This is a genomic window from Streptomyces sp. NPDC014891, from assembly GCF_043081085.1.
Taxonomy (GTDB): domain Bacteria; phylum Actinomycetota; class Actinomycetes; order Streptomycetales; family Streptomycetaceae; genus Streptomyces.
The window spans coordinates 531,805-554,371 of sequence record NZ_JBIBWF010000002.1 but is presented as its reverse complement, the minus strand read 5'-3'; the positions used below and the strand labels follow the sequence as shown (position 1 = coordinate 554,371).

Below are 22,567 nucleotides of genomic sequence, written 5' to 3'. Positions count from 1 at the left end.
GGACGTTCTCCTGCGCCCCGGCCTACTCGGGTTCCGGCATGCGAACGGGCATGACGCCGAGCACCAGGTTCTCCATGGCCTTGGGCATGCGGCCGAAGCGGGCAAGCCAGCCGTCGACGACGTACAGCTCACCGTCCTCGTCCAGCCCGAGGAACCTGCCGGCAAGTTCGCCGACCGGGAAGAGGCGGTGGCCGATCTCCTCGCCCCACTCGTAGAAGCGGTCGGCCTCGCCCTGCGCCAGAAGCGGGTCAAGATCGAACACCTCCCGAGCGCGCGTGATCCCGGCGCCACCGTGCCCCGTGGCCAGCCCGCCGAACTCGCGCAGGAAATTCTCGGCAGCGGCATGAGAGCGGAAGCCGTCCTGTTCCAGCTGCCGTGTCCACCTCGCCGTATCGACGGCCCGCCCGGGATGCCAGCCCGCCTCCCGCAGAACCGTTTCCACCTCGGACGGCCAGCCATACGGCCGCTCCGGCCTTACAGCGTCATCGGTGCGCATCAGGCCCGCTGCGAACGCGGCGGCCTCGGCCGGATCGGGTGTCGTCAGCCGGACGATCTCTCCCCGCCGGTCGTGGCCCACCACCTCGTACCCGTCGGGCCGGGCGAACATCGCCGGGAGCGGGGCATGCCCCCATTCCTCCCAGCTGTTCTCCGTGGACATACTCAGCTGCTGCATCGACACCCAGGGGTACATCGCACCGAGCGTGGAGTTACGGCCGGCGGCCTCGATCAGGCATCCCAGGGACGGCGGACCCTGCTGATCATCAGAGGGCCGAGGAGGGTACGTCTCCAGCAGCTTCGACCAGGCTGCTGGGCGACCGGGCGATGCGGGGGTGGAATCCATGCACCGACCCTGACGGTGCCAATCGCCTCCGTCAACGGATCGGCCTGTGGCCACCGGCATCAGCCGTGCGACGATCCCGATGTGAACGCTCCAGAAGACCTCTCCGCCGCCGAGCGCGCCTTCATGCTCAACGCCTTAGAGATCGACATCCTCCCGGGCGTCCGCGGCGATCTGGACGAACCTCTCGCATCGGCGCCGCCCGGAGAGCTGGTTCCCATCCTCCTTCCCCTGATCGACAGGGGGTGGATCGATGTGTGCCGTGTCATTCCCTGGACGCCTCCGAGCGGGGGCGCCGGCGAACAGCCCGGTCCGCCCCTCGCCCGCGAAGAGCTGATGAACGCCTTGGCCGACGCGGACAACTGGGAGTACCCGGAAAGCGGCGACTGGATCGGCTGCGTGACGCTCACGCACACACCGAAGGGCCGTCTCATCTCCTGGTGAGCGGCTTCCCTTCTTCGATGGCTCGGGAAGCCTGTCTCACCTCCATGGGAATTCCTCGCGGGGGTGGCAGGTAGCGTGCTGGATGATGGGACGGTGCAGCTCCCCTACGTCTACCGCGTCACCAAGTACGACCCTGCCGACCGTGACGAACACGGGCATTACACCGGCAGCGAGGGCACCGTCAGCGATCACGGCGAGATCGAGGCGTCTTATCTTCAGGCGGTCGCGGCCTTCGCCCAAGACACCGGCGTCGATCACCTGGCCGTACGTGAACCGCAGGTCCCGTCCCTTGCGCACTTCGGTTCGGAGCCTCTGGTGGACGGCTTCGGGCTGGCCGGGCTCTTCCCGGCCGGTCCGACCGGTTTTCACGACGGGGCAGAGGTACCGCTCGACATCGCTCTGGAGCTGGTGCGCGGCATGTTGCGTGACAACGGCGCCTGGTGCCGGCTGGAGACAGAAGGCGCGTTCGCGGTCCATGTGGGATGGGACCAGTACCTCTATATCGGCAGTAGCCGGCCTTGCGGGGAGGCGCTGGCCCGAACCCGCGCGCTGGGGCTGTTCCCGGAACGCCTGGACTCCTCTCCGTACGAGATGGAGACGGATGGCGCAGATGTCCAGCGGCCCGGCGACGACGAGTTCTGGGCCGGTCTGAACTGGGCAGTCGCCGCATGCCGCGCCGGGCTCCTGGAAGAGACGTACATCGAAGGCGCCTCGCGGTGGCACCGCCTCACGCGCGACTCCATCGACACGGTTCGCGCCGGGATCGCTCCCCGCGCCCGGCTGGCCGTGTGGCCGGACCTGTCCACCGACGTCGACGCAGTCATCGCTGCCCTCCCCGCCGAGGGCCTCGTCGAATGTGTCTGGCAGGACAAGGGCGGCCGGATCCACAGCGCTGTCGCTGACGAGGACGAGTTCGCGGAGTTGGCCGCCCGGCTGTCCAATGCCGAGGCTGCAGCGCTCCTGTCCGTGTATGCCGATGAATGTGTGCCTCTGTTCACCGCTGTCATGCCTGACGACGACGGAGTGGTACGGGCCCGCTGGCAGACCGAGCCGACGCCGAGCGACCGGAACTGGGCCTTCCTCAAGACCCTTTGCCGAGGCGAGACCGTCACCGGCACGGTGACCTGGATCGCCGACTTCGGCGTCACCTTCGTGGACATCGGCGGCTTCGAAGCGATGATCAATATCCCCGAGCTGTCATGGCGACCTTTCGACCACCCATCAGACATCGTCTCCGTCGGTCAGGAGATCAACGCCGAAATTCTCGACGTCGATCCCGTCCGCGAACGCGTATCACTGTCCCTCAAGGCCCTGCACGAAGATCCGATGCCGCTGCTGACCGTGCAGATCGGCCAGATCCTCGTCGGCCGCGTCACCAAACTCATACCGTTCGGCGTCTTCGTACGCATTGAAGAGGTGGAGAACGGTTTCGAGGGGCTGGTACACAACTCCGAGCTGGCCGACGAGCACCTGGAACACCCGCAGCTCGGCATTCAGGTGGGGGACGCCCTACTGGTCAAGATCCTTGACATCGACACGGTCCGGCGTCGAATCACCCTCTCGCACCGGCAAGCTGTTTCAGGGCTCTAGCCCCAGGCCGTCTGACGATCAAGGCGACGGGACGAAAGTCGCCGACTGGTCAAGCGGGAAGGGGGAGCCGGACGCGGCAGGCTCCCAGCCCTGCGCCAGTGCCTCTTTGATACTGGCGGCAACATGATCCGGCCTGATGGGCTCCGCTTCAACGCCCAGCCAGTTACTGGGGTGCGGTTGGCCAGTGGTGACAACCAACGTCCTGCCCGGGCGGTCGTCGTCAGCGAGTTCGACGGCGTAGGCCAAAGGCGTCCAGCACAGTCCCTGCATGTAGGACGGCTTCCGGCGGATCCGCCAACGGTAGGCGGCCCCGTCGACTGCGATCCGCCGAGAACCCTTCTTGTTCAGCGCCATCAGGCCCCCTCTCCTGCTCTCGGACTGTAGTGCCCTGCCATCGACCTGTCCCCGTAGATTCCTGGCTGCGATGGCGACCTTCCTCCCGAAAGGTGAGCGCCCCGACCCGCGGCTCTCTTGGAGACGGCGCAGGTGTCATAGATGTGGCATCGGGCCTGAGGGTGTGCCGCGAGATTTGGGGCTCCACAGCTGTCAAAGGGCACCAGTTCGCCGGAGGCAGACGAGGAAGAGCGCCAAGGGGCTGATTACGGCCCCACTGCCATGTCAACGTAGACGACCGCCCAGAACCTCGATCCTATGGAGGCGCCCCTGCACCCGTACCGCTTCAGTAACCCCTCCCTCCCGGACTCGCTGTACTGGGTCACCCCTCGCCATCTGGCAGGCGACGACGATGCTCTCGCCGACCAGGTGGGAGCGGCCCTCGCCTCCGCAGGCTGGCGTATGTGGCCGACAGCCCGCGACACCCTTCTCTATGTGAGCCCGAACGAACTGTGCGGTGCCGAGTGGACACACGCAGCCTGTCCGTTCGAACTGGGAGACCTCCCGGTGGCCTGGCAGATCTCAGTCCGGTCGCATCCCACCAGTGCGCTGGCGGAGTGGAACGCGTGCTTCACCGCCGGCATCCCGTACGAAGTGCTGACCGACTTCCTGCTCGCGCTCGACGCCCGCCGGGAGCCCTCCTCTTCCCTTGATGGACCCGAGACCGTCCTCGCGGCGGTCTGCGCTCAGGGGTGGGTTCGCGACATCGGCCGCCCCCGCACCGCCGCCCTCGCCCCTGGTTTGTCCGCCGGCGTCTCGCTGGAGGAGGTGCCACCGCTCGTGCGCGATGCCGATCCGCGGCCCGGACAGCTCGGATGGCAGGCGTGGGCCGAGCCTGTCGTCGGGGACCCGTACCTGTGGTGCGCCAGCTTCAGCGCCGGCGTGCCGCACGACCTGGCCGCGATCTTCGCTTCCTCGCTTGCCTCGCCCAACCCCGTGCCCCGGTCCACCCTGCCGACGGGAGTCGAGGGGTGGCTCACCGTCATCCAGCAGGGGGTTGATCGACAGAGGAGAGCACGCCGGTCGGAGTGAGGCAGGGCAGCGGGCGATCTCAAAAATTCGGGAAGTTTTCGGGAAAACCAGCCGTCAGAGGCCGCCTCTGGCCGGTTTCAGCCGGACAGATCAGGCCATCTGATGTCCTCGCCCTGGCACCCCTACCCTCGGCCGAAAACCACCTCTGAACAGCAAAAAGACCCTCCCGAAGGAGGGTCTTCGCCTGTGCGCCCCCGGCAGGACTCGAACCTGCGGCCAAGTGCTTAGAAGGCACCTGCTCTATCCACTGAGCTACGGGGGCCGGGTGGTGGCCGTGTGGCCAGGAGCCCCTTGTGGGTGGGGTGTGGCCTGCCGGGACAAGGATAGGGCTCCGATCGCCTTGGCCCGGTTGCTTCACCTGCGTGGCACGATGTGGAGGTTCGGTGAAGCGGAACGATAATCGCAGGCAGGTGCGATTCGCGCAGCGGTTTTCACGCCCCTCGCGGCGGGTGTTGTGCACTCGTTATGCCTGAGCCTTCCCGCCACCACCCTTCTCTTCGGCGCGCAGGGCCGCAATAGGCTTCAAAAACACTCATAAATTGGGCATTCTTCGCATGTGGTGACCTTGGACGAACGGCCTCAGCTGATCGACGCACTCTCCGCCCTGCGCGACCGTGTCGCCGCCGTGCGCCTTCCTCTCCCCCTCCCCGACACACCACGCGCCCGGCAGACCCGGGCCGAGCTGCTCGCCCAGCTCGACGACTACCTGGTGCCCCGGCTGAAAGATCCCGACGCCCCGCTGCTCGCCGTCGTCGGCGGGTCCACCGGGGCCGGCAAGTCCACCCTCGTCAACTCCCTTGTCGGGCGGCGCGTCAGCGAGTCCGGTGTGCTCCGGCCCACCACCCGCACCCCCGTGCTCGTCTGTCACCCCGAGGACCACCACTGGTTCGCCGGGATGCGCGTCCTCCCGCAGCTCACCCGCGTCTGGCTGCCCCAGGCCGACGACGAGCACGCCGACGACGCCCCGCCCCCCGAGGAGAACGCCCTCCGCGTCGAGACCGCCTCCTCCGTCCCCCGGGGCCTCGCCCTCCTCGACGCGCCCGACATCGACTCCCTCGTCGTGGAGAACCGTCTCCTCGCCGCCGAGTTGATCTGCGCCGCCGACATCTGGGTGATGGTCACCACCGCCTCGCGCTACGCCGACGCCGTGCCCTGGCACCTGCTCCGTACCGCCAAGGAGTACGACGCCACCCTCGTCACCGTCCTCGACCGGGTGCCCCACCAGGTCATCGGCGAGGTCTCCCGCCAGTACGAGGCACTCCTCGACAAGGCCGGTCTCGGTGACGTGCCCCGCTTCACCATCCCCGAGCTCCCCGAGTCCGCCGACGGCGCCAGCGGGCTCCTCCCCGACTCCGCCGTCGCCGCTCTCCGCGGCTGGCTCGCCCACCGTGCCGAGGACCCCGCCGCCCGCCAGCAGGCCGCCGAGCGGACCGCCACCGGCGTCATCGACTCCCTCGACGCCCGGCTGCCCGAACTGGCCGGCGCGGTCGCCGCGCAGTACGCCGCCGCCGTCCGGCTCGGCGGCGCCGTCACGGCCGCCTACGGCGCCCAGGCCAAGCGGGTGCGCGAACAGCTCGGCCGCGGCGCCGTCCTCGCCGGTGACGCCCGCACCCGCTGGCGCGCCTACCCCCGCGACAGCACCGCCGACGAACTCCTCGACGCCCTCGCCGAATCCCTCGCCGCCCTCCTCCACTGCGCCGTCTCCGCCGCCGAGGAGCGCGTCCGCGACGCCTGGCGCCGCGAACCCGCGGCCGCCGCCCTCGGCCCCGTCCGGACCGGCGGCGACCGCGAGGCGGCCGAGCGGATCGGCGTGGAGGTACGGCGCTGGCGCCGCGTCCTGGAGGAGCTCGCCGACGAGGAGGCGGGCACCGTCGACCGGCCCCCCGCCCCCCGCACCGCCCTCCCCGAGTCCGACACCGTCGCCGCCCTCCTCGCCGCCTCCCTCCTCGGCGGCCGCCGCGCCCGGCCCGCGGGCGAGCGCCTCGCCGAACTCCTCGGCGCCCAGGCCGCCCTGCGCCTGCGCGACAAGGGCGGCGCCCTCGTCCTCTCGTACGTCGACCGAGTCCTGCACGCCGAACGCGACCGGCGCCTCGCGCCCCTCGAAGCGCTCGACGTGACCCCAGAGCCGCAGGCGGAGCTCATCGCCGCGCTCTCCGTACTGCAGAAGGAGAAGTGACGTGGTGCACGTGGACGACGACGCGTCGCGCGACGGCCCCCGCGCCGACGCCGCCGCAGGCGCCCTGAGCGGCCGTGAGACCCCGGGCGCGCCCGGGGTCGGCGCCTCGGGCGGTCCCCGAGACCCGGACACCCCCGGCGCGCTGGGACGCGCCGAGGCGCACCGGCGCGCCGGCGGGAACGGCGACGCCCCCGAGAACGGCCGCGCCGGAGGAAGCAGCGCCCCCCACCCGGCCGGCGCCCCCCGCGACCGTGAGCAGGCGGGTCGTTGGGACGACGGGCTGATCGCCCGGCGCGCCGCCGAACGTGCCGCCGTCGCCGTCGCCGACGTCCTGCCCGGCGCGGACGAGTCCCGGGAGCCCGACACCCTGCCGCCCCTCGGCGGGAGCTACGGCGGGCCGCTCCGCGCCCGGCTCGACGCCCTCCACGAACTCGTCGGGCTCTCCCGCACGCGGGTCGAGAGCGAGGCCCTCGCCGAGGCCGGGCGGGTGCTCGACGAGGCCGCCGCCCGGCAGCGGCTCTCCTCCCGGCACACCGTGATCGCGATCGCAGGCGCCACCGGCAGCGGCAAGTCGACCCTCTTCAACGCCCTCGCCGGCGTCCCCGTCTCCGAGACCGGGCTCCGCCGTCCCACCACCTCCGCGCCCATCGCCCTCAGCTGGTCCGAGGGCGCCGCGGGACTGCTCGACCGGCTCGCCGTCCCCGGCCGGCTGCGCCGCCGGCCCCTCGCGGGCGGCGCCGCCGACACCGCGCTCCAGGGACTCGTCCTCATCGACCTCCCCGACCACGACTCGGCCGTCACCGCCCACCGCGACCAGGTCGACCGCGTCCTGGGCCTCGTCGACGCCGTCATCTGGGTGGTCGACCCCGAGAAGTACGCCGACGCCGCCCTCCACGAGCGCTACCTCCGGCCGCTCGCCGGACACGCCGAGGTCACCTTCGTCGTCCTCAACCAGATCGACCGGCTCGGCGCCGAGGCCGCCGACCTCGTCCTCGACGACCTCCGCCGCCTCCTCGACGAGGACGGTGTGGCCCTCGGCGAGCACGGCGAGCCCGGTGCCACCGTCCTCGCCGTCTCCGCCCTCACCGGCGACGGCGTCCCCGAACTGCGGGAGATGATCGCCGGATTCGTCCAGGAACGCACCGCTCCCGAGCGGCGTCTGGCCGCCGACGTCGACGCCGCCGCGGCCCGGCTCCGCCCCGCCTACCTCGCCGAGGGCCGCGCCGGACTCGACGAGCGAGCCCGCGAGGCCTTCGCCGACCGGCTCGCCGTCGCCGTCGGCGCCCAGGCCGCCGGCGAGGCCGCCGAAAGGGTCTGGCGCCGCGGCGCCATCCGCGCCTGCGGCACCCCCTGGCTGCGTCTCTACCGCTGGTACGAGCGGATCCGCGAGCACGGCTCCGCCGTCCCCCACCCCACCCCGCCGGTCGAGGACGAGCTGACGGCACGCCAACGCGTGGAGCAGGCCGTCCGGATCGTCGCCGACGAGGCCTCCCGCGGCCTGCCCGTCCCCTGGGCGCAGGCCGTCCGCGAGGCGGCGGCACGCGGGGCGGAGGGACTGCCCGAGGCCCTCGACGAACTCACGGCCGGCATCGGCGACGCGGCCGCCCGGCCTCCCCGCCCCGCCTGGTGGCCCGCCGCCGTCCTCGCCCAGGCCGTGATGACGCTCCTGCAGATCTTCGGCGCGCTGTGGCTGGTGGGCCAGATCGTGGGGGTCGTCGAACCGGGGCTGCTCCCGCCGGTCCTCGTCATGCTCGGCGGCATCATCGGCGGACCGCTCGTCGAATGGGCCTGCGAAGGTGCCGTCAAGGGGCCCGCCCGGCGGTACGGGCAGGAGGCCGAACGCACCTTGCGCGAGGCGACCGCGGCCTGCGGCCGGGCCCGGGTGCTCGACCCCGTGGCGGCGGAACTGGTGCGCTACCGCGAGGTGCGCGAGCAGTACGCGACGGTGGTGGGCGCGCGCCCGTCGGCACGGATCGTCGGCGGCGCCCGCGGCGGCACGGGCCGGCTCGGCGCGACCCGCGCGGGGGCCCGGGGCAGGTAGGCCCGCGCCGGAGCCGTACGCCCGTCCGGGTGGGGGAGTCGTCCCCATTGCCGCCCTTTTCCACAGCCCCCGGCGGCTTCTCCTCCGGGGCGCCACGATGGTGCCCGACCGGTGAAGACACGGCAGCGTGAACGCAGGGTGGGGGGACGGACCATGAACGACACGACGGTGACGCTCGTCGGCAACGTGGCGACGGCGGTGGAGTACCGGGACACGGCGACGGGAGGCGTCGCCAGGTTCCGCTTCGCGGTGACGGCGCGCCGCTGGGACCGCGAGAGGGGCCTCTGGTCGGACGGCCCCACCAGCTTCTATACGGTGTCGGCCTGGCGCTCCCTCGGGGCCAACCTGGCGGCCTCCGTCTCCGTCGGGGAACCGCTCGTGGTGCACGGCCGGCTGAGGGTGCGTGAAGACGAGCGGGACGGTCGGCGCACGACCTTCGTCGACGTGGCCGCGCTGGCCGTGGGTCATGATCTGAGCCGTGGCACGGCGGCCTTCCGCCGTGCGGCGCGGCCCGTCGGGGCCGACCAGGGGCCCGGGGCGCAGCACGGGCCGGGGGTGCCGGAGGAGTCGGGGCCGGGGCTCGTGGAGGCGCCCGCGCGGGACCCGTGGGCGGTCGCCGCAGAGGCCGTGGAGGGTGCGGCGGAGCGGTTGGTGACCGTGCCCTGACCATGAGTTGTGTCGACTTGTCTACCAACTCGCCCTGGGTGATAACGATTCCGATTCGGAATGGTTATCTGACCGTATGGCCGGGCACCGGGGGGTTCCGCATCCCTAGGATTCCCGGGTACTCATGTGGCACGTGAGCCCATCGGGTCTGTGATCTGCTGGCGTGCGCTCCCCCCACGCGAACCGACGTTGTTCGTGCGTTGTTCGTGGAGCGACTCGCCCGGAGGGGAAAGCAATGTATTCAGTTCGTGGACGAGGCGTTGCCCGCCTCGCCGCAGCCGCCCTCGTCTCCGGCCTTGTCATGGCCGGTGCGATAGCGACCGCCGGCCCGGCGCTGGCCGATGACGGTGCCCCGGGCACCGGTGGCGTGACGGCGAAGCTCGGTGGCATGACCGAGTGGGACAGCGTCGTCATCGCCGAGAAGAACGGTGAGAAGTGGGGCGTCGACGGCGGCCTCTTCAAGATGCAGGTCGAGGGCGGAGGCACGCTCCAGACCTACTGCATCGATCTCCGGACGCCGGCCAAGCACGACTTCGACTACAAGGAAGTCGGCTGGGACCAGTCCTCCCTGCACAACAACGAGAACGCCGGGAAGATCCTCTGGATCCTCGAGAACGGCTACCCGAAGCGCTCCGCGGAGGAGCTCGGCCAGAAGCTCGGCGTCGACCTCTCCAAGGGCGAGGCCGCCGCGGCCACCCAGGCCGCGATCTGGACCCTCTCGGACGACGTGAAGGCGACGCCGAAGAGCAAGGACGCCCGGAAGCTCACCAAGCAGCTCCTGAACGACGCGGTCAAGCTGGAGGAGCCGAAGGCCTCCCTCTCGCTCTCCCCGTCCACCGTCGCGGGCAAGGCCGGTGAGCGCCTCGGTCCGATCACCGTCTCCACCAACGCCCAGATCGCGAAGCTGGCGACCGCCCCGGGCACCCCGGACGGCGTCAAGATCGTCGACAAGGACGGCAAGCCCGTCACCGAGGCCAAGAACGGCGACCAGGTCTACTTCGACGTCGCCGCCGGCACCGCCGACGGCACCGCCGGTCTGACCGCCGAGGCCTCCACCAAGGTCTCCCTGGGCCGCGCGTTCGTCTCCATCGACGGCCCGTCCCAGACCCTGATCCTGGCCGGCTCCAGCGAGTCGACCGTCACCGCCGAGGCCTCGGCCACGTGGGCGAAGAAGGGTGCCGTCCCGGCCGTCACGGTCGCCAAGGACTGCGCCAAGGGCGGCCTGGAGGTCATCGCCTCCAACGAGGGCGACGAGGCCTGGACCTTCGACCTGAAGGGCACCTCGTACACCGTCGCCGCCGGTGAGAAGAAGACCATCCCGGTCCCGCTCGCCGAGGACGAGGCCTACAAGTTCACCATCACCGGCCCGAACGGCTTCGAGGAGACCTTCGAGGGCGTCCTGGACTGCAAGACGGCCACCCCCGGCCCGAAGCCGTCCGAGACCCCCACCAAGGAGCCCTCGACCGAGCCGTCGAGCCCCGCCCCGTCCACCACCGCTCCCTCGACCGGTGACACCACGGGCGGCACCACCGGCACCACCGGCTCCACCACCACCGGTGGCGGCGACCTCGCCGAGACCGGCAGCTCCAACGCCACCCCGATGATCGCCGGCATCGCCGCCGCGCTCGTCGTGATCGGCGGCGGCGCGGTGTTCTTCCTCCGCAAGAAGAAGACCGCCGGCGCCTGATCCCCGGCCCCGGTGTGAGTGATCCGCGTCACAGCGCGATCGTCCCGTGACCACCGCACGACCCCGGAACGCGTCAGCGTCCGGGGTCGTCGCACGTCCCGGGCTCGATTCCGCCCCCTACCGCCCGGTACGGCGCCCCCGCGGCCCCGCCGCCCCGCCCCCGCCGGGCCCCGCCCGCGCCTCACCGGTTTCCGCCCGGGGGTTCCGGTCAGGCAAGATGGGTGTATCTGCCCACTCACTCTTTGCCGGACGGTTTCTCTTGGCTGAGTACATCTACACGATGCGCAAGGCGCGCAAGGCGCACGGCGACAAGGTCATCCTCGATGACGTGACGCTGAGCTTCCTGCCGGGCGCGAAGATCGGTGTGGTCGGCCCGAACGGTGCCGGTAAGTCCACCGTTCTGAAGATCATGGCCGGCCTCGAGCAGCCGTCCAACGGCGACGCGTTCCTGTCGCCGGGCTTCACCGTCGGCATGCTCCTCCAGGAGCCCCCGCTCGACGAGTCGAAGACCGTCCTGGAGAACGTGCAGGACGGCGCCGCCGAGGTCATGGGGAAGCTGAAGCGCTTCAACGAGGTCGCGGAGCTCATGGCGACCGACTACTCGGACGCGCTCATGGACGAGATGGGCAAGCTCCAGGAGGACCTGGACCACGCCAACGCCTGGGACCTCGACACGCAGCTGGAGCAGGCCATGGACGCCCTGGGCTGCCCGCCCGGCGACTGGCCCGTCACCAACCTCTCCGGTGGCGAGAAGCGCCGCGTCGCGCTCTGCAAGCTGCTCCTGGAGGCGCCCGACCTGCTCCTCCTCGACGAGCCCACCAACCACCTCGACGCCGAGTCGGTGAACTGGCTGGAGCAGCACCTCGCCAAGTACCCCGGCACCGTCGTCGCGGTCACCCACGACCGCTACTTCCTCGACAACGTGGCCGAGTGGATCCTGGAGCTCGACCGCGGCCGCGCCCACCCGTACGAGGGCAACTACTCCACCTACCTCGACACCAAGGCCACCCGCCTCAAGGTCGAGGGCCAGAAGGACGCCAAGCGCGCGAAGCGTCTCAAGGAAGAGCTGGAGTGGGTCCGGTCGAACGCCAAGGGGCGCCAGGCCAAGTCCAAGGCCCGTCTCGCGCGTTACGAGGAGATGGCGGCCGAGGCCGACAAGATGCGGAAGCTGGACTTCGAGGAGATCCAGATCCCGCCGGGCCCGCGCCTGGGCTCCATCGTCGTCGAGGTCGAGAACCTCTCCAAGGCCTTCGGCGACAAGGTCCTCATCGACGACCTGTCCTTCACGCTCCCGCGCAACGGCATCGTCGGCGTCATCGGCCCGAACGGCGCCGGCAAGACCACGCTCTTCAAGATGCTCCAGGGTCTGGAGACCCCGGACTCCGGCACCGTCAAGGTCGGCGAGACCGTCAAGATCTCGTACGTCGACCAGAGCCGCGCCAACATCGACCCGAAGAAGACGCTGTGGGCCGTCGTCTCCGACGAGCTCGACTACATCAACGTCGGCCACGTCGAGATGCCGTCCCGCGCGTACGTCTCCGCGTTCGGCTTCAAGGGCCCGGACCAGCAGAAGCCGGCCGGTGTGCTCTCCGGCGGTGAGCGCAACCGCCTGAACCTCGCGCTCACCCTCAAGCAGGGCGGCAACCTGCTGCTCCTCGACGAGCCCACCAACGACCTCGACGTCGAGACCCTCTCCTCGCTGGAGAACGCGCTCCTGGAGTTCCCGGGCGCCGCGGTGGTCATCTCCCACGACCGCTGGTTCCTGGACCGGGTCGCGACGCACATCCTCGCGTACGAGGGCGAGTCGAAGTGGTTCTGGTTCGAGGGCAACTTCGAGTCCTACGAGAAGAACAAGATCGAGCGCCTCGGCCCGGACGCGGCCCGTCCGCACCGTGCCACGTACAAGAAGCTGACCCGAGGCTGAGCGTGCGCCACATCTACAGCTGTCCCCTGCGCTGGTCGGACATGGACGCCTTCGGGCACGTCAACAACGTCGTCTTCCTGCGGTACCTGGAAGAGGCGCGGATCGACTTCATGTTCCGGCTCGCGCCGGGGGACGGTTCCCCCTCGTTCTCCGGCGGGTCCGTCGTGGCCCGGCACGAGATCGACTACGTGCGGCCGCTGGTCCACCGGCACCAGCCGGTGACCATCGAGTCCTGGGTGACGAAGATAGGCGCGGCGTCGCTGACGATCGCGTACGAGATCAAGGACCCCGAGGTCACCTACGTGCGGGCCTCCACGGTCGTCGTGCCCTTCGACCTGGAGGCGCAGCGGCCCCGCAGGATCTCCGCCGAGGAGCGCGAGTTCCTCCAGGAGTACGTCGACGACGGGATGACCTCCGCCGCATGACCGTGCTCGCACCGCTGCACTTCGCCGACGCCAGGGAGGCGGCGGCCCTCGCCGCCTTCCTGGCCCGGCTCGTGCACTACGACCGGGCCGCCGCCGTCCGCCTCCAGGCGGGCGGCGGGGCACTGGCCGTCTTCGGCCGGCCGCCGTCCTTCGAGGTGCTCGCCGTCCGGACGGCCCGGCTCGTGGACGCCGTCGACCTCGACGTCACCGTCTCCGCCGGTGAACTCCTCGACGGCGTCGAGGAGTCCGCGGGCAAGGCGGTCGTCCCCGACTCCGTCACCGGCCCCCCGTGGACCGGTGTCCTCCCGCCCCGCGTCGGCTGGCGGCCGGTACCCGGACTGCCGGGTGCCGCGGACATGCGCGCCGCGGTCGCCGCGGCCGTCGCCGAGTTCCGTGCGCGGGACGAGGAACTGCCCGCGGAGCGGCGCACCAGGGCCGAGCGGGACGGCATCGGCCGCGAGATCTGGTCCCGGACCCTCGGCACCACCGGCCTTCCGCTGCGCGCGGTGCACGCGGCCCAGTCGCTGGGCTTCCTGCCGCCCGCGGACACCGACGCCCCGGTCGCGCTCCTGGCCTCCGGCCCGTGGCTGCGGCTGCGCACCCCGTACGGCTCGATCGTCGTCCGCACCGGGTCCATGGCGCTGACGGTCACCCCCGGCGGCCCGGCGTGACGAGTGCCCCGACGGCCTGAGCCGACCCGGACCCGGCCCGGCGGCCGGGGCTCCGGAGCCCGTCTCCTCATCGCTCCCCGCGGCCCTCGCGGGCGACCGACACGACCGAGAGGGCGGCCGAGAGGGCGAGCAGCGAAGCGGGGACGACGGGGGAGCCGTGGGCCTTGTTCTGCCGTTCGAGCACGGGATCCCTGCGGCGGGCGGGGTCGTACGCGATGCGGACCGCGCCGCCCGGCTCGGCGATCCGCTCCTCGGCGGAGAACTCGGTGGGATAGCCGCCGGAACAGCTCAGCGTGTGGTGGAACAGGGTCTTGGCGGCCGGCGCGCCCTCGCCGAAGGTGGGGTGGTGGGTCACCCTGGGCTTCCCCACGACGACGCAGTCGGCGACCGCGCCGCGGACGGCGTCGTCCCGCGCCTCCACCCAGACCGCCGTCAGGCCCGCCAGGATCAGGACGGCCGCGGCGATGCTCCCGCCCTCGCGGAAGAGCGCGTTGTGCGCCACCAGCGCGACAGCGGCCAGCACGACGCCGCCGCCGACGGCGAGGGCGGTCGGCAGCACGTGCGGGCCGCCGAGGCTCCAGGCGGCCCACCGCCACAGCAGCACTCCGGCGACGGCGGGCACGAGCACCGCCCCGGCGTACGGCACGGCCTTGCCCATCGGACACCCCCCGTGACGACATCGACAGCCGGTTCCGTGGGCGGGGACGCCCGGGGCGCGTGCGCGGTTGCGCCGGCCGTCACGGAACCGCGTACCCCTCAGCCCTCGGCGTCGTCCCGCCACACCCCGATGTGGTCCTGCTCCAGCTCCAGGGCCACACGGTGCCGCATGTCGAGCGCCTCCGTGTACTCGGCCGGGAGCTGGAGCCGGCCGGCCCGGTCGAGCATCGCGTACTCCCGCGCCACCAGGGACTCCCTGCCCTGCTCGTCGACCTCCGTGCGGCGCAGGACCTCCGAGGAGGTGCGGCCGTCGCGGATGGCGACCGTGCGGCGGACCTCGGAGGCGACCGCCTGGTCGTGGGTGACGATCACGATCGTCGTGCCCAGCTCCTCGTTGGCGCGGCGGAAGGCCGCGAACACCTGCTCGCCCGTGGCCGAGTCCAGCTCGCCCGTCGGCTCGTCGGCGAGGAGCACGGCCGGGTTGTTGGCCAGGGCGACCGCGATGGCCACCCGCTGCTGCTGGCCGCCGGAGAGCTGGTGCGGCCGCCGGTCGCGGGCGTCCGCGATGCCCAGCATGGCCAGCAGCTCCTCGGCGCGCTCCGCCTTCCGTTTCGCGCGGCCCCTCAACTGCATCGGCAGCGCCACGTTCTGGGCGGCCGTCAGATAGGGGAGCAGGTTGCGGGCGGTCTGCTGCCAGACGAAGCCGACGACCTCGCGGCGGTAGCGCAGCCGCGCCCTGCCGTCCATCGCGAGCAGGTCCGCCCCGGCGACCCGGGCGGCGCCGGCGGTCGGCACGTCCAGGCCGGCGAGGATGTTCATGAGCGTCGACTTGCCGGAGCCGGACGCGCCGACCAGGGCCATCAGCTCGCCCTCCTGCACCAGGAGGTCGAGCCCCTGGAGGGCCTGCACCTCCACCCCGTCCGTGGTGAAGATCCGGACGAGGCGGTCGCAGGCGATGAGCGCGTCGTGGCCGTAGTCGGGCCGGTCGCGCCGGGCGGTCGCCCTGCGCTCCAGCTCCTCCAGGGTGGTGGGGTCGGAGGCGGACCCGGCGGCGCCGGCCCGGCGGGGCGTGTCGGTCTTCGTCATCGTGCGTCTCCTGCCCTGAGTTCCCTGATCGAGCCCCTGCGTCCCGCCCACCAGGCCTGTCCGGCCGCCGCCACCGCCGTGATCAGCACGACCGCGACCGCCGGGACCGCCAGCGACCACGGGTCCACGCGCAGCGGCGCGCTGTCCAGCGGGGTGAATCCCGGGGTCGTCGCGAGCGCCAGCCGGAACAGGTCGATGCCGGGGGCGAGCAGCGGCACCGTCGCCCAGCCGACGAGCGTGCCGCCGACGGCCGCGAGGACCGCCTGCGGCAGCGCTTCGAGGCCGAGCAGCCGCCGTCCCTGCCGGCGGGTCAGACCCATCGTGCGCAGCCGGGCGAGGAGCGTGGTCCGCTCGGGCGCGCTCTGCAGGAGCGAGAGCAGCACGGCCACCACGGCGAACCCGGCGCCCGCGCCGATGGCGCCCAGGTAGATCCGCTCGGCGCCCGACTGGAGCGGCGAGTCGACGTAGCCGGCGCGTTCCTCGGTCCGCGTCGACACCAGCAGCGCGTCGGACCGCGCCTTCACCACGGCCCGCAGCGCGGCCCCGTCCGAGGGGCCGGTGACGAGCAGCGCCGTGTCCGCCCGGTGCGTGAGGTCGGCGGCGTTGACCACGAGGAAGTCCGCGCCCCGCAGGGCCGGGGTGGCCGGCCGGACGGCGACGACCTTCACCCGGAACACCCCGGCCGCCGACACGATCTCCTGCGGCGTGCCGCCGAGCCGCGCGGCGACCGAGGGCGAGGCGATCGCGGGCAGCACCCGCTCCGTGTCCGCCGCCACCTCCTTGCCGCCCTTGCCCGTCGTGGCCAGCAGCGCCGCGGGGAACGGGCCGAAGTCGGTCCGCCGCGCGAGCCGGGTGTACGTCTCGGGCTCGACGCCCACGAGCGCCGAGCTCATCGGCTGGGCGGTGTCGCTCCCGGGGGACGGCAGTGACACCCCGTACTCGATCTGCAGCGGCGCCACGTCCCGGACGCCCGGCGTCCCGCGCACCGCCTCGACCAGGCCGGCCGGCAGCGGGGTCCACTCGGCCGAGCCGTCGATCCGGGCGTCCGCGCCGGTCGCCAGGAGCGCGGCCCGGTCGCGGGCGGCGGCGACGCCGGCCAGCACGGAGCCGCCGAAGGCCGCGGTGGTCAGGGCGAGGACGAGCGCGAGGAGGGGCAGGGTGCCCGTCGAGGAGGCGCGTCCGGCGCGGGCCAGCGCCAGCGGACCCACCGCCCCGCGCAGCCGGCGGGCCGGGCGGGCCGCCCACCGCAGCGGCAGCGGGTAGATCCGGACGAGGACCATGGCGGCGATCAGACCGACGAGCACCGGGGCGGCGCTCACCAGGTGGTCCCCGGAGTCGCCGGTGCCGCGCAGCCGCAGGGAGGCGACCGCGCCCACGGCCAGGACCAGCAGGGTGAGTTCGAGGACCGTGCGGCGCCGGGACGGGCGGGCGGTGAGCAGGTCGTCGCGGCCGCCGTGCAGGCGCGGGCGCCGGTGCAGGACGACGGCCCGCAGCGGCAGGACGAGCATGGCCACGAGGGCGACGGCGACGGTGGCGAGCACCGAGGGCAGCAGCGGGATCCCGCCGAGTACGCCCCCGGAGCCGCCGTCCGGACCCCGTACGGTCAGCACCGCGAGGACCAGGGCGAGCAGCGCGGCGGGTACGGCGACGGCGGAGGTCTCGCCGAGCAGGCGCAGTCCGATGCCGGTGAGCGAGGCGCCGCGGGAGCGGATCAGCGCCAGTTCGCCGTCCCGGCGGGCGACGAAGAGCCCGCCGGTCATGGCGAGGACGACCGCCGCGACCGCGCCGATCCCGAAGACGGCGACGGCGACGACCGGATCGATGGCCCCGCGCATCGATCCGTACGCGCCGACGATCGTGTCGAGTTCGGTGGTCAGCGCGCCGGTGGGGCCCACGACCTCGCGCAGCCTCACCAGGTCGGGGCCGCCCGACGCCGAGGCGAGCGCGGCGCCGAGGCGCCCGGCGTCCCGGCCGGTGAGGTGGTCGGCGGTGGGCAGGTAGCGGAAGTAGACCTCGGGTTCCCCGGTGGTGGAGAGCAGCGCGGGCGCCGAGGTGGGGGAGAGCAGCAGCGCGCCCTGCCAGTAGTACGCGACCTCCTGGCCGACCAGCGGGGCGAGCGCCGGCGCGCGGAGCAGCGGCTCCACCGCCCAGTACGGGCCCTCGGGACCGCGCGGCTCCACGATGCCGGTGACGGTGAGCGCGAGGGGCTCGGCGCTGACCCGGCCGGGCACGTGCACGACGGAGCCGGGCTTGATCCGCAGGGCCTCGGCGGTCTGCGCGGTGACCGCGGCCTCGGGGGCGCGGGCGGTGCCCGCGGGGAGACGGCCCGCGCGGAGCGTGGCGTGCTCCGCCAGGTCCGAGGGGGAGGAGAGCACGAACTCGGGGGAGATGCCGTCCGGCCGGGGCAGCCACGGGTCGAGCCCCTCGACCCGCTTGACCGTGCGCACGCCGTGGACGCTCTGCTCGGGGTCGGTCCGCAGCGGGGCGGGCAGCAGGGCGCGTGCCTGATCCCGCTGCCTCCCGAGCACGGCGGGGGCCAGACCCGCCTCGCGTACCTGCGGGGAGAGTTCGAGGCCCGGCGGTTCGGCGGTCAGTTCGAGGACGCTGCTGCGGGGTGCGGCGGTCCGGATGTCGTGCCGCAGCCCCTCGGTCTCGTACGCGTCGACGGCGCGCGGCAGGGCGGCCGCCAGGTAGGCGGTGGCGAGGACGAGGAGGGCGAGGGAGACGGCGGCCCAGGGGGCGGTCCGCAGCCGGGTCCGCACCCAGGGCGCGACGGCGCGGGCAGGCTTCTCGGACCGGGGGGACCGGGACCGGGGCATGTCGGGTGCCTTCCTGCGTACGGCGGGTGGTTCGGGGTGCTGCCGGTGCTCGTGCGCGTCGGGGCGCTCCCCGGCGGTGCCGGGCATCAGTTCACCGCCTGGTGGCGCAGCGTCACGGCCGGATCGGTGCGGCGCAGCGCGATCGCGGCGACCATGGCGAGCGGCAGCGCGGCGACGCCGGCGAGCAGCAGGGCCACCTGGCCGAGGGGCAGTTCGACCAGGACCGGGGGGACGGGCCGGGCTGCCTGGCCGGTCAGGACGACCAGCGGGACGACGGCGCGGGCCAGGACGGCGCCGAGTCCGATCCCGATGAGCAGGCCGATGCCGATGAGCAGGCCCTGCTCGGCGGCGATCAGCCGGGCGAGCCGGCGGCGGGGCGCGCCGAGCGCCCTGAGGACGCCGAACTCCGCGGACCTCTCCCGCATGGCGCCGGCCGAGCCGACCGCGAAGCCGACGGCGGCGAGCGCGGCGGCCGCGGCGGCCACCGCCATGAGCGCGGCGTCGGGTCCGGCGCCGAGCGGGTCCCCGAGCAGTTCGGCGGCGACCTCGTCCCGGACGAGGACCTGGGCGGGGTCGGCGTTCGGGCGGGCGCGCAGGGCGGCGGCGACCTCGCCGGCCCGGCCGGGCGCCACGGTCAGCCACCACTCGGTGGCCGGCACGGTGGAGGCCTCGTCGGTGGAGAGGTACCGGTTGACGGAGGCGAGGTCGAGGAGGATCGCGCCGCCGTCCTCGGGGGTGGCGGCCGGCGCGCCCGCGGCCGCCGCGGCGGCGCCCGGGCCGGTGGTGGGCAGTTCGTCGACGACGCGGTCGACGGTCACGTCGACGCGGCGGCCGCCCAGCGGGACCTCGACACGGTCGCCGGGCGCGGCGCCGGACGCGGTCATGAAGGTGCGGGTGGCGACGGCGGAGAGGCGGCTCGGCTGCTTGGGCCCGGGGGCCCTCATCCGTACGGCGAACTCCTCCGCGCCCCAGTACACCTCGCCGGCGGGGGTGCCGGAGACGGCGAACGTGAGGACGTACGGGGCGGGACGGCCGCCCGGCCCCGCGGCGCCGGGGACACCGGAGGTGGGGACGGGACGCTGCGCGTCGCCCTGCGAGGTCTGCTCGAAGGAGTGCACCCAGGGGCCGAGGACCGTCGCGGGGGAGTGGACCGTCTCGCCGCCGTCGGCGCCCGTGACGCCGAACCGCTCCACGTGGAGCGTCTGGGTGCCCTTCGCGCCCTCGGCGACCTCCCCGGTGACCTCCAGACCGGTGAGGGTGAGCAGTCCGGCGGAACCCCGGTCGCCGCCGGCGCCGGGGGCCGCGGCCAGGGCGCCGACGTCGAGGGACAGCCGGTGGGTGCGCCCGTCGCCGGGCAGCGGGCCCACGGCCCGGCGGTACGGGACGCCGTTCGGGTCCTCCAGGACGGCGGTGACCCGGGCGGCGACCTTCCGCTCGGCGAGCCGCAGGTCGGCGGTGAACGTGCGGGTGCCCACGGGCAGCGGGAGGCCGGGACGGGCGGTGGCCGCGGGGGCGAGCGGGGTGAGCAGGGAGCGGACGGGGACGTCGGCGAGGTCGGGGCGGAGCAGCAGGCCGCCGGCGGCGGCGCGGGTGTCCACGGCGAGGACGGTCGCGTTCTTCCCGGCCACGTCCATGGAGGCCCGGTGCACCGGGGCCGCCGAGCGGACGCCGGGAACGGATCCCAGCTGCTCGGTCTGGGTGGGCTCGCCCGGCCCGGCGCCGAGGACGCGGACGGCGGCGCCCACCCGGAAGTCGGCCTGGTCGCGCTGCGAGCGCTCCCAGGAGCCGCTCTGTCCGATGGCCAGCATGCCCATCGCCACGGCGAGCACGAGCAGCAGGACGGGACCGGCGCCGCGCAGCGGCCGGCGGCTGAACTGCCAGCCGGCGAGGGCGGCGGAGAGCCCGCGCCCGCCGGCCGCGCGCCGCTCGGCCAGCCTGGCGGCGGGCGGGAGCAGACGCAGGGTCAGGACGGTGCCGGCGAGCAGGGCGAGGGCGGGGGCGGCGACGAGGACCGGGTCGATGGAGCCGCCGCCGGGCTCGTCCGTGCCGAGGGTGCCGCCGGACGCCGCCGGGCGCTGCAACTGCCAGTAGGCGACGGCGGCGACGGCGAGCAGCCCGAGGTCGGCACCGGCCCGGACGGGGCCGGGCAGGCCGGCCGAGCGGGCCGTGCGGAGCGAGACGGCGGCGTCGTCCCCGGCGGCCAGCGCGGGTGCGACGACGGCCGCGGCGCAGCACAGGGCGACGGCGGCGGCCACCAGCCACACCTGGGCCGACGGGGTGGTGTCCAGCCGTACGCCGAGGGCGGAGAGCGCGGACCGCTCGGCGAAGAGCGCGGTGAGCGGACCGGACAGGAGGGGTGCGGCGAGCGCGGCGGGCAGGGCGAGGAGCAGTGCCTCGGCGGCGGCGAGTCCGGCGATCCGGCGCCGCGAACCGCCGCGGGCCCGGAGCAGCGCGGTCTCCCCCGAGCGTTCGGTGCTGAGCAGCCGGGCGACGAGCAGCAGCGCGTACGCGGCGAGGAGGATCAGCTGTACGGCGACGATCAGCAGGGTGGAGCGGGAGACGAGCAGGGCCCGCTGGGTCTGCTCCAGCACCGTGGGGAGCGCGGTGGAGGCCGCGACGGTCGTGCCGAAGGCGGCGCTGTCGGCGGCCAGGGCCTTCGGGCCCTCGGTCGCGGCGGCGCGCAGGGCGTCGATGCGGTCGGTGGTGAGGCCGGTGAAGTCGGCGGAGCCCAGCCAGGCGGTCTCGCCGGTCGTCAGGGCCCCGGACCGCAGGACGGCCGGGTCGACGAGCAGCGGTCCGTACGTGGTGAACGCGACCGTCCGCACCCCGCGGCCGGCGGCGGGATCCAGCTGCCAGTACAGGTCGCCGGTGTCGACGGGCCGGTAGACGCCGGTGACCCGGGCCCTGGCCTTGCGGGCGTCGAGCCGGTCGGTGAGGTCGAGCACGGTCCCGGGGGCGACGTTCAGCCGCCGGGCGGCCTCCTCGGGCAGCGCCGTCTCCACGACGCCGTCGGAGACGGCGGCCGAGGGCCAGGCGCCCCGGACGAGGGAGAGCCGCGAGCGGTCGACGGCGGCGAAGTGGGCGAGATCGGGGTCGCCCTTGCGGGCGGCGGGCGGCTGGAGGCTCCGGGGCAGCGCGTACGGCCCCGAGCGCTCCAGCCGGCGCAGGTCCACGGGCAGCCCGTCGAAGGTCTTCCGCATGCCCTCCCGGACGGCCTGCTCGGCCTCGGCCCGCTGGGCGGCGGGCACCTGCCCGCTCACGAGCACGGAGGCGGCGGCCGCGGAGCGCCCCCGGAGGCCCGCCTGGAGCGCGGCGTCCCCGATCGCCCCGGAGAAGGAGGCGAGGGTGGCGAGCACCGAGGTCGTCAGGAGCACGGCGAGCAGTGCCGCGGCGAGCAGCAGCCGGTGCGCCCTGACACGCAGGAATACGAATCCCGTCACCCATCCCCCTGGCCGTCCGGATCACGGTGCGCACGTCGGGCGGGTGCCGATCGCTCCGAAACCTCCCCCGGATGCTTTCAGAGTGCATGTGCCGCTGGAAACCGCTTACGGTCCGACCTTGACCCGATCGTGACCGTTATTCGGCGTTCCTGCTCCGGAATGTGTCCGTCCGTGGGGCGGATGTGAGAACGGGGGCGAACGAGGGGACGTGAGGGGCCGTCAGCCGGCCGTGTTCACCATCGAGGCCGCCGCGTACGTCAGGTAGCGCCACAGCTCGGCCTCGTGCTCCGGGGCCAGACCGAGCTCGTCCAGCGCCGCGCGCATGTGGCGGAGCCACGCGTCGTGGGCCGCGCGGTCCACGGCGAACGGAGCGTGCCGCATCCGCAGGCGCGGGTGGCCGCGGTGGTCGCTGTAGGTGCGGGGGCCGCCCCAGTACTGCATCAGGAAGAGCGCGAACCGCTCCTCCGCCGGGCCCAGGTCCTCCTCCGGGTACATCGGGCGGAGCAGCGGGTCCCCCGCGACGCCCTCGTAGAAACGGCGGACCAGGCGGCGGAAGGTCTCCTCGCCCCCGACCTGCTCGTAGAAGGTCTGCTCCTGCACTTCTTCCCCGGGAATCTCGTTCACCGTTCCATCGTCTCAGACCCCCGGTCCTAGGTCCGGGGGTCCAGGACCGCTCGC

General features: G+C 73.4%; 17 protein-coding genes and 1 tRNA gene. 10 read left to right on the top strand and 8 right to left on the bottom strand.

Going from position 1 to position 22,567, the window contains the following annotated elements; genetic code table 11:
- Positions 1 to 22: 22 nt before the first annotated feature.
- Positions 23 to 841 (bottom strand): SUKH-3 domain-containing protein, encoded by an 819-nt coding sequence (locus ACF09E_RS07055; RefSeq protein ID WP_392204227.1) that lies wholly within the window; start codon positions 839 to 841, stop codon positions 23 to 25.
- Between the two features lie 81 nt (positions 842 to 922).
- Between ACF09E_RS07055 and ACF09E_RS07050 the strand changes: the two genes are divergently transcribed.
- Together ACF09E_RS07050 and ACF09E_RS07045 are read left to right on the top strand one after the other, a co-directional pair.
- The gene (locus ACF09E_RS07050; protein WP_392204226.1) at positions 923 to 1,282 is read left to right on the top strand and encodes a hypothetical protein; all 360 of its coding nucleotides are present in this window, start codon (positions 923 to 925) and stop codon (positions 1,280 to 1,282) included.
- A gap of 93 nt (positions 1,283 to 1,375) precedes the next feature.
- On the top strand, positions 1,376 to 2,872 hold the full coding sequence (locus ACF09E_RS07045) for a S1 RNA-binding domain-containing protein (protein ID WP_392204225.1): 1,497 nt from the start codon (positions 1,376 to 1,378) through the stop codon (positions 2,870 to 2,872).
- Between the two features lie 18 nt (positions 2,873 to 2,890).
- Here the strand turns inward: ACF09E_RS07045 and ACF09E_RS07040 are convergent, their stop codons facing one another.
- Positions 2,891 to 3,226: a hypothetical protein gene (locus tag ACF09E_RS07040; protein ID WP_392204224.1), complete on the bottom strand. Its 336-nt coding sequence runs from the start codon at positions 3,224 to 3,226 to the stop codon at positions 2,891 to 2,893.
- A 297-nt stretch (positions 3,227 to 3,523) separates the two neighbouring features.
- Between ACF09E_RS07040 and ACF09E_RS07035 the strand changes: the two genes are divergently transcribed.
- On the top strand, positions 3,524 to 4,297 hold the full coding sequence (locus ACF09E_RS07035; RefSeq protein WP_392204223.1) for a DUF317 domain-containing protein: 774 nt from the start codon (positions 3,524 to 3,526) through the stop codon (positions 4,295 to 4,297).
- Positions 4,298 to 4,486: 189 nt separating this feature from the next.
- Here ACF09E_RS07035 and ACF09E_RS07030 read toward each other — a convergent pair.
- A tRNA-Arg gene (locus ACF09E_RS07030) sits at positions 4,487 to 4,559 on the bottom strand.
- 303 nt (positions 4,560 to 4,862) lie between these two features.
- Between ACF09E_RS07030 and ACF09E_RS07025 the strand changes: the two genes are divergently transcribed.
- From ACF09E_RS07025 to ACF09E_RS06995, 7 genes are all read left to right on the top strand, one after another.
- Positions 4,863 to 6,473 carry a dynamin family protein gene (locus tag ACF09E_RS07025; RefSeq protein WP_388798665.1) on the top strand — a complete coding sequence of 537 codons (1,611 nt, stop codon included), beginning with the start codon at positions 4,863 to 4,865 and terminating at the stop codon, positions 6,471 to 6,473.
- 1 nt (position 6,474) lies between these two features.
- Positions 6,475 to 8,514: a GTPase gene (locus ACF09E_RS07020; RefSeq protein WP_392204222.1), complete on the top strand. Its 2,040-nt coding sequence runs from the start codon at positions 6,475 to 6,477 to the stop codon at positions 8,512 to 8,514.
- Between the two features lie 153 nt (positions 8,515 to 8,667).
- On the top strand, positions 8,668 to 9,180 hold the full coding sequence (locus tag ACF09E_RS07015) for a single-stranded DNA-binding protein (RefSeq protein ID WP_392204221.1): 513 nt from the start codon (positions 8,668 to 8,670) through the stop codon (positions 9,178 to 9,180).
- A gap of 235 nt (positions 9,181 to 9,415) precedes the next feature.
- Positions 9,416 to 10,867, top strand: a complete 1,452-nt coding sequence (locus tag ACF09E_RS07010; protein ID WP_392204220.1) for an LAETG motif-containing sortase-dependent surface protein — start codon at positions 9,416 to 9,418, stop codon at positions 10,865 to 10,867.
- Between the two features lie 259 nt (positions 10,868 to 11,126).
- Positions 11,127 to 12,791: an energy-dependent translational throttle protein EttA gene (gene ettA, locus ACF09E_RS07005; RefSeq protein ID WP_361858088.1), complete on the top strand. Its 1,665-nt coding sequence runs from the start codon at positions 11,127 to 11,129 to the stop codon at positions 12,789 to 12,791.
- Positions 12,792 to 12,793: 2 nt separating this feature from the next.
- Positions 12,794 to 13,216 (top strand): thioesterase family protein, encoded by a 423-nt coding sequence (locus ACF09E_RS07000; protein ID WP_189829675.1) that lies wholly within the window; start codon positions 12,794 to 12,796, stop codon positions 13,214 to 13,216.
- The gene (locus ACF09E_RS06995) at positions 13,213 to 13,887 is read left to right on the top strand and encodes a hypothetical protein (protein WP_392204219.1); all 675 of its coding nucleotides are present in this window, start codon (positions 13,213 to 13,215) and stop codon (positions 13,885 to 13,887) included. The genes ACF09E_RS07000 and ACF09E_RS06995 overlap by 4 nt, the downstream gene beginning before the upstream one ends.
- A 67-nt stretch (positions 13,888 to 13,954) precedes the next feature.
- On the opposite strand, the gene ACF09E_RS06990 is transcribed toward ACF09E_RS06995, so the two are convergent.
- The 5 genes from ACF09E_RS06990 to ACF09E_RS06970 all read right to left on the bottom strand — a co-directional run bounded on the left by ACF09E_RS06990 (position 13,955) and on the right by ACF09E_RS06970 (position 22,513).
- Entirely contained in the window at positions 13,955 to 14,545 is a 591-nt protein-coding gene (locus tag ACF09E_RS06990) for a hypothetical protein (RefSeq protein ID WP_392204218.1), read from the bottom strand.
- Between the two features lie 98 nt (positions 14,546 to 14,643).
- A complete protein-coding gene (locus tag ACF09E_RS06985; RefSeq protein ID WP_392204217.1) occupies positions 14,644 to 15,630 on the bottom strand; it encodes an ABC transporter ATP-binding protein in 987 nt (328 codons plus the stop codon).
- Positions 15,627 to 18,449, bottom strand: a complete 2,823-nt coding sequence (locus ACF09E_RS06980; protein ID WP_392204435.1) for an FtsX-like permease family protein — start codon at positions 18,447 to 18,449, stop codon at positions 15,627 to 15,629. The genes ACF09E_RS06985 and ACF09E_RS06980 overlap by 4 nt, the downstream gene beginning before the upstream one ends.
- 86 nt (positions 18,450 to 18,535) lie before the next feature.
- A complete protein-coding gene (locus tag ACF09E_RS06975) occupies positions 18,536 to 21,889 on the bottom strand; it encodes an FtsX-like permease family protein (protein WP_392204216.1) in 3,354 nt (1,117 codons plus the stop codon).
- Positions 21,890 to 22,108: 219 nt separating this feature from the next.
- Positions 22,109 to 22,513 (bottom strand): globin, encoded by a 405-nt coding sequence (locus ACF09E_RS06970; RefSeq protein ID WP_392204215.1) that lies wholly within the window; start codon positions 22,511 to 22,513, stop codon positions 22,109 to 22,111.
- Positions 22,514 to 22,567 lie beyond the last annotated feature (54 nt).

Coding starts and splice junctions, on each gene's coding strand:
- ACF09E_RS07055 (WP_392204227.1), bottom strand. CDS start 841: ATGGATTCCACCCCCGCATCGCCCGGTCGCCCAGCAGCCTGGTCGAAG.
- ACF09E_RS07040 (WP_392204224.1), bottom strand. CDS start 3,226: ATGGCGCTGAACAAGAAGGGTTCTCGGCGGATCGCAGTCGACGGGGCC.
- ACF09E_RS07035 (WP_392204223.1), top strand. CDS start 3,524: ATGGAGGCGCCCCTGCACCCGTACCGCTTCAGTAACCCCTCCCTCCCG.
- ACF09E_RS07015 (WP_392204221.1), top strand. CDS start 8,668: ATGAACGACACGACGGTGACGCTCGTCGGCAACGTGGCGACGGCGGTG.
- ACF09E_RS07010 (WP_392204220.1), top strand. CDS start 9,416: ATGTATTCAGTTCGTGGACGAGGCGTTGCCCGCCTCGCCGCAGCCGCC.
- ACF09E_RS06995 (WP_392204219.1), top strand. CDS start 13,213: ATGACCGTGCTCGCACCGCTGCACTTCGCCGACGCCAGGGAGGCGGCG.
- ACF09E_RS06990 (WP_392204218.1), bottom strand. CDS start 14,545: ATGGGCAAGGCCGTGCCGTACGCCGGGGCGGTGCTCGTGCCCGCCGTC.
- ACF09E_RS06985 (WP_392204217.1), bottom strand. CDS start 15,630: ATGACGAAGACCGACACGCCCCGCCGGGCCGGCGCCGCCGGGTCCGCC.
- ACF09E_RS06980 (WP_392204435.1), bottom strand. CDS start 18,449: ATGCCCCGGTCCCGGTCCCCCCGGTCCGAGAAGCCTGCCCGCGCCGTC.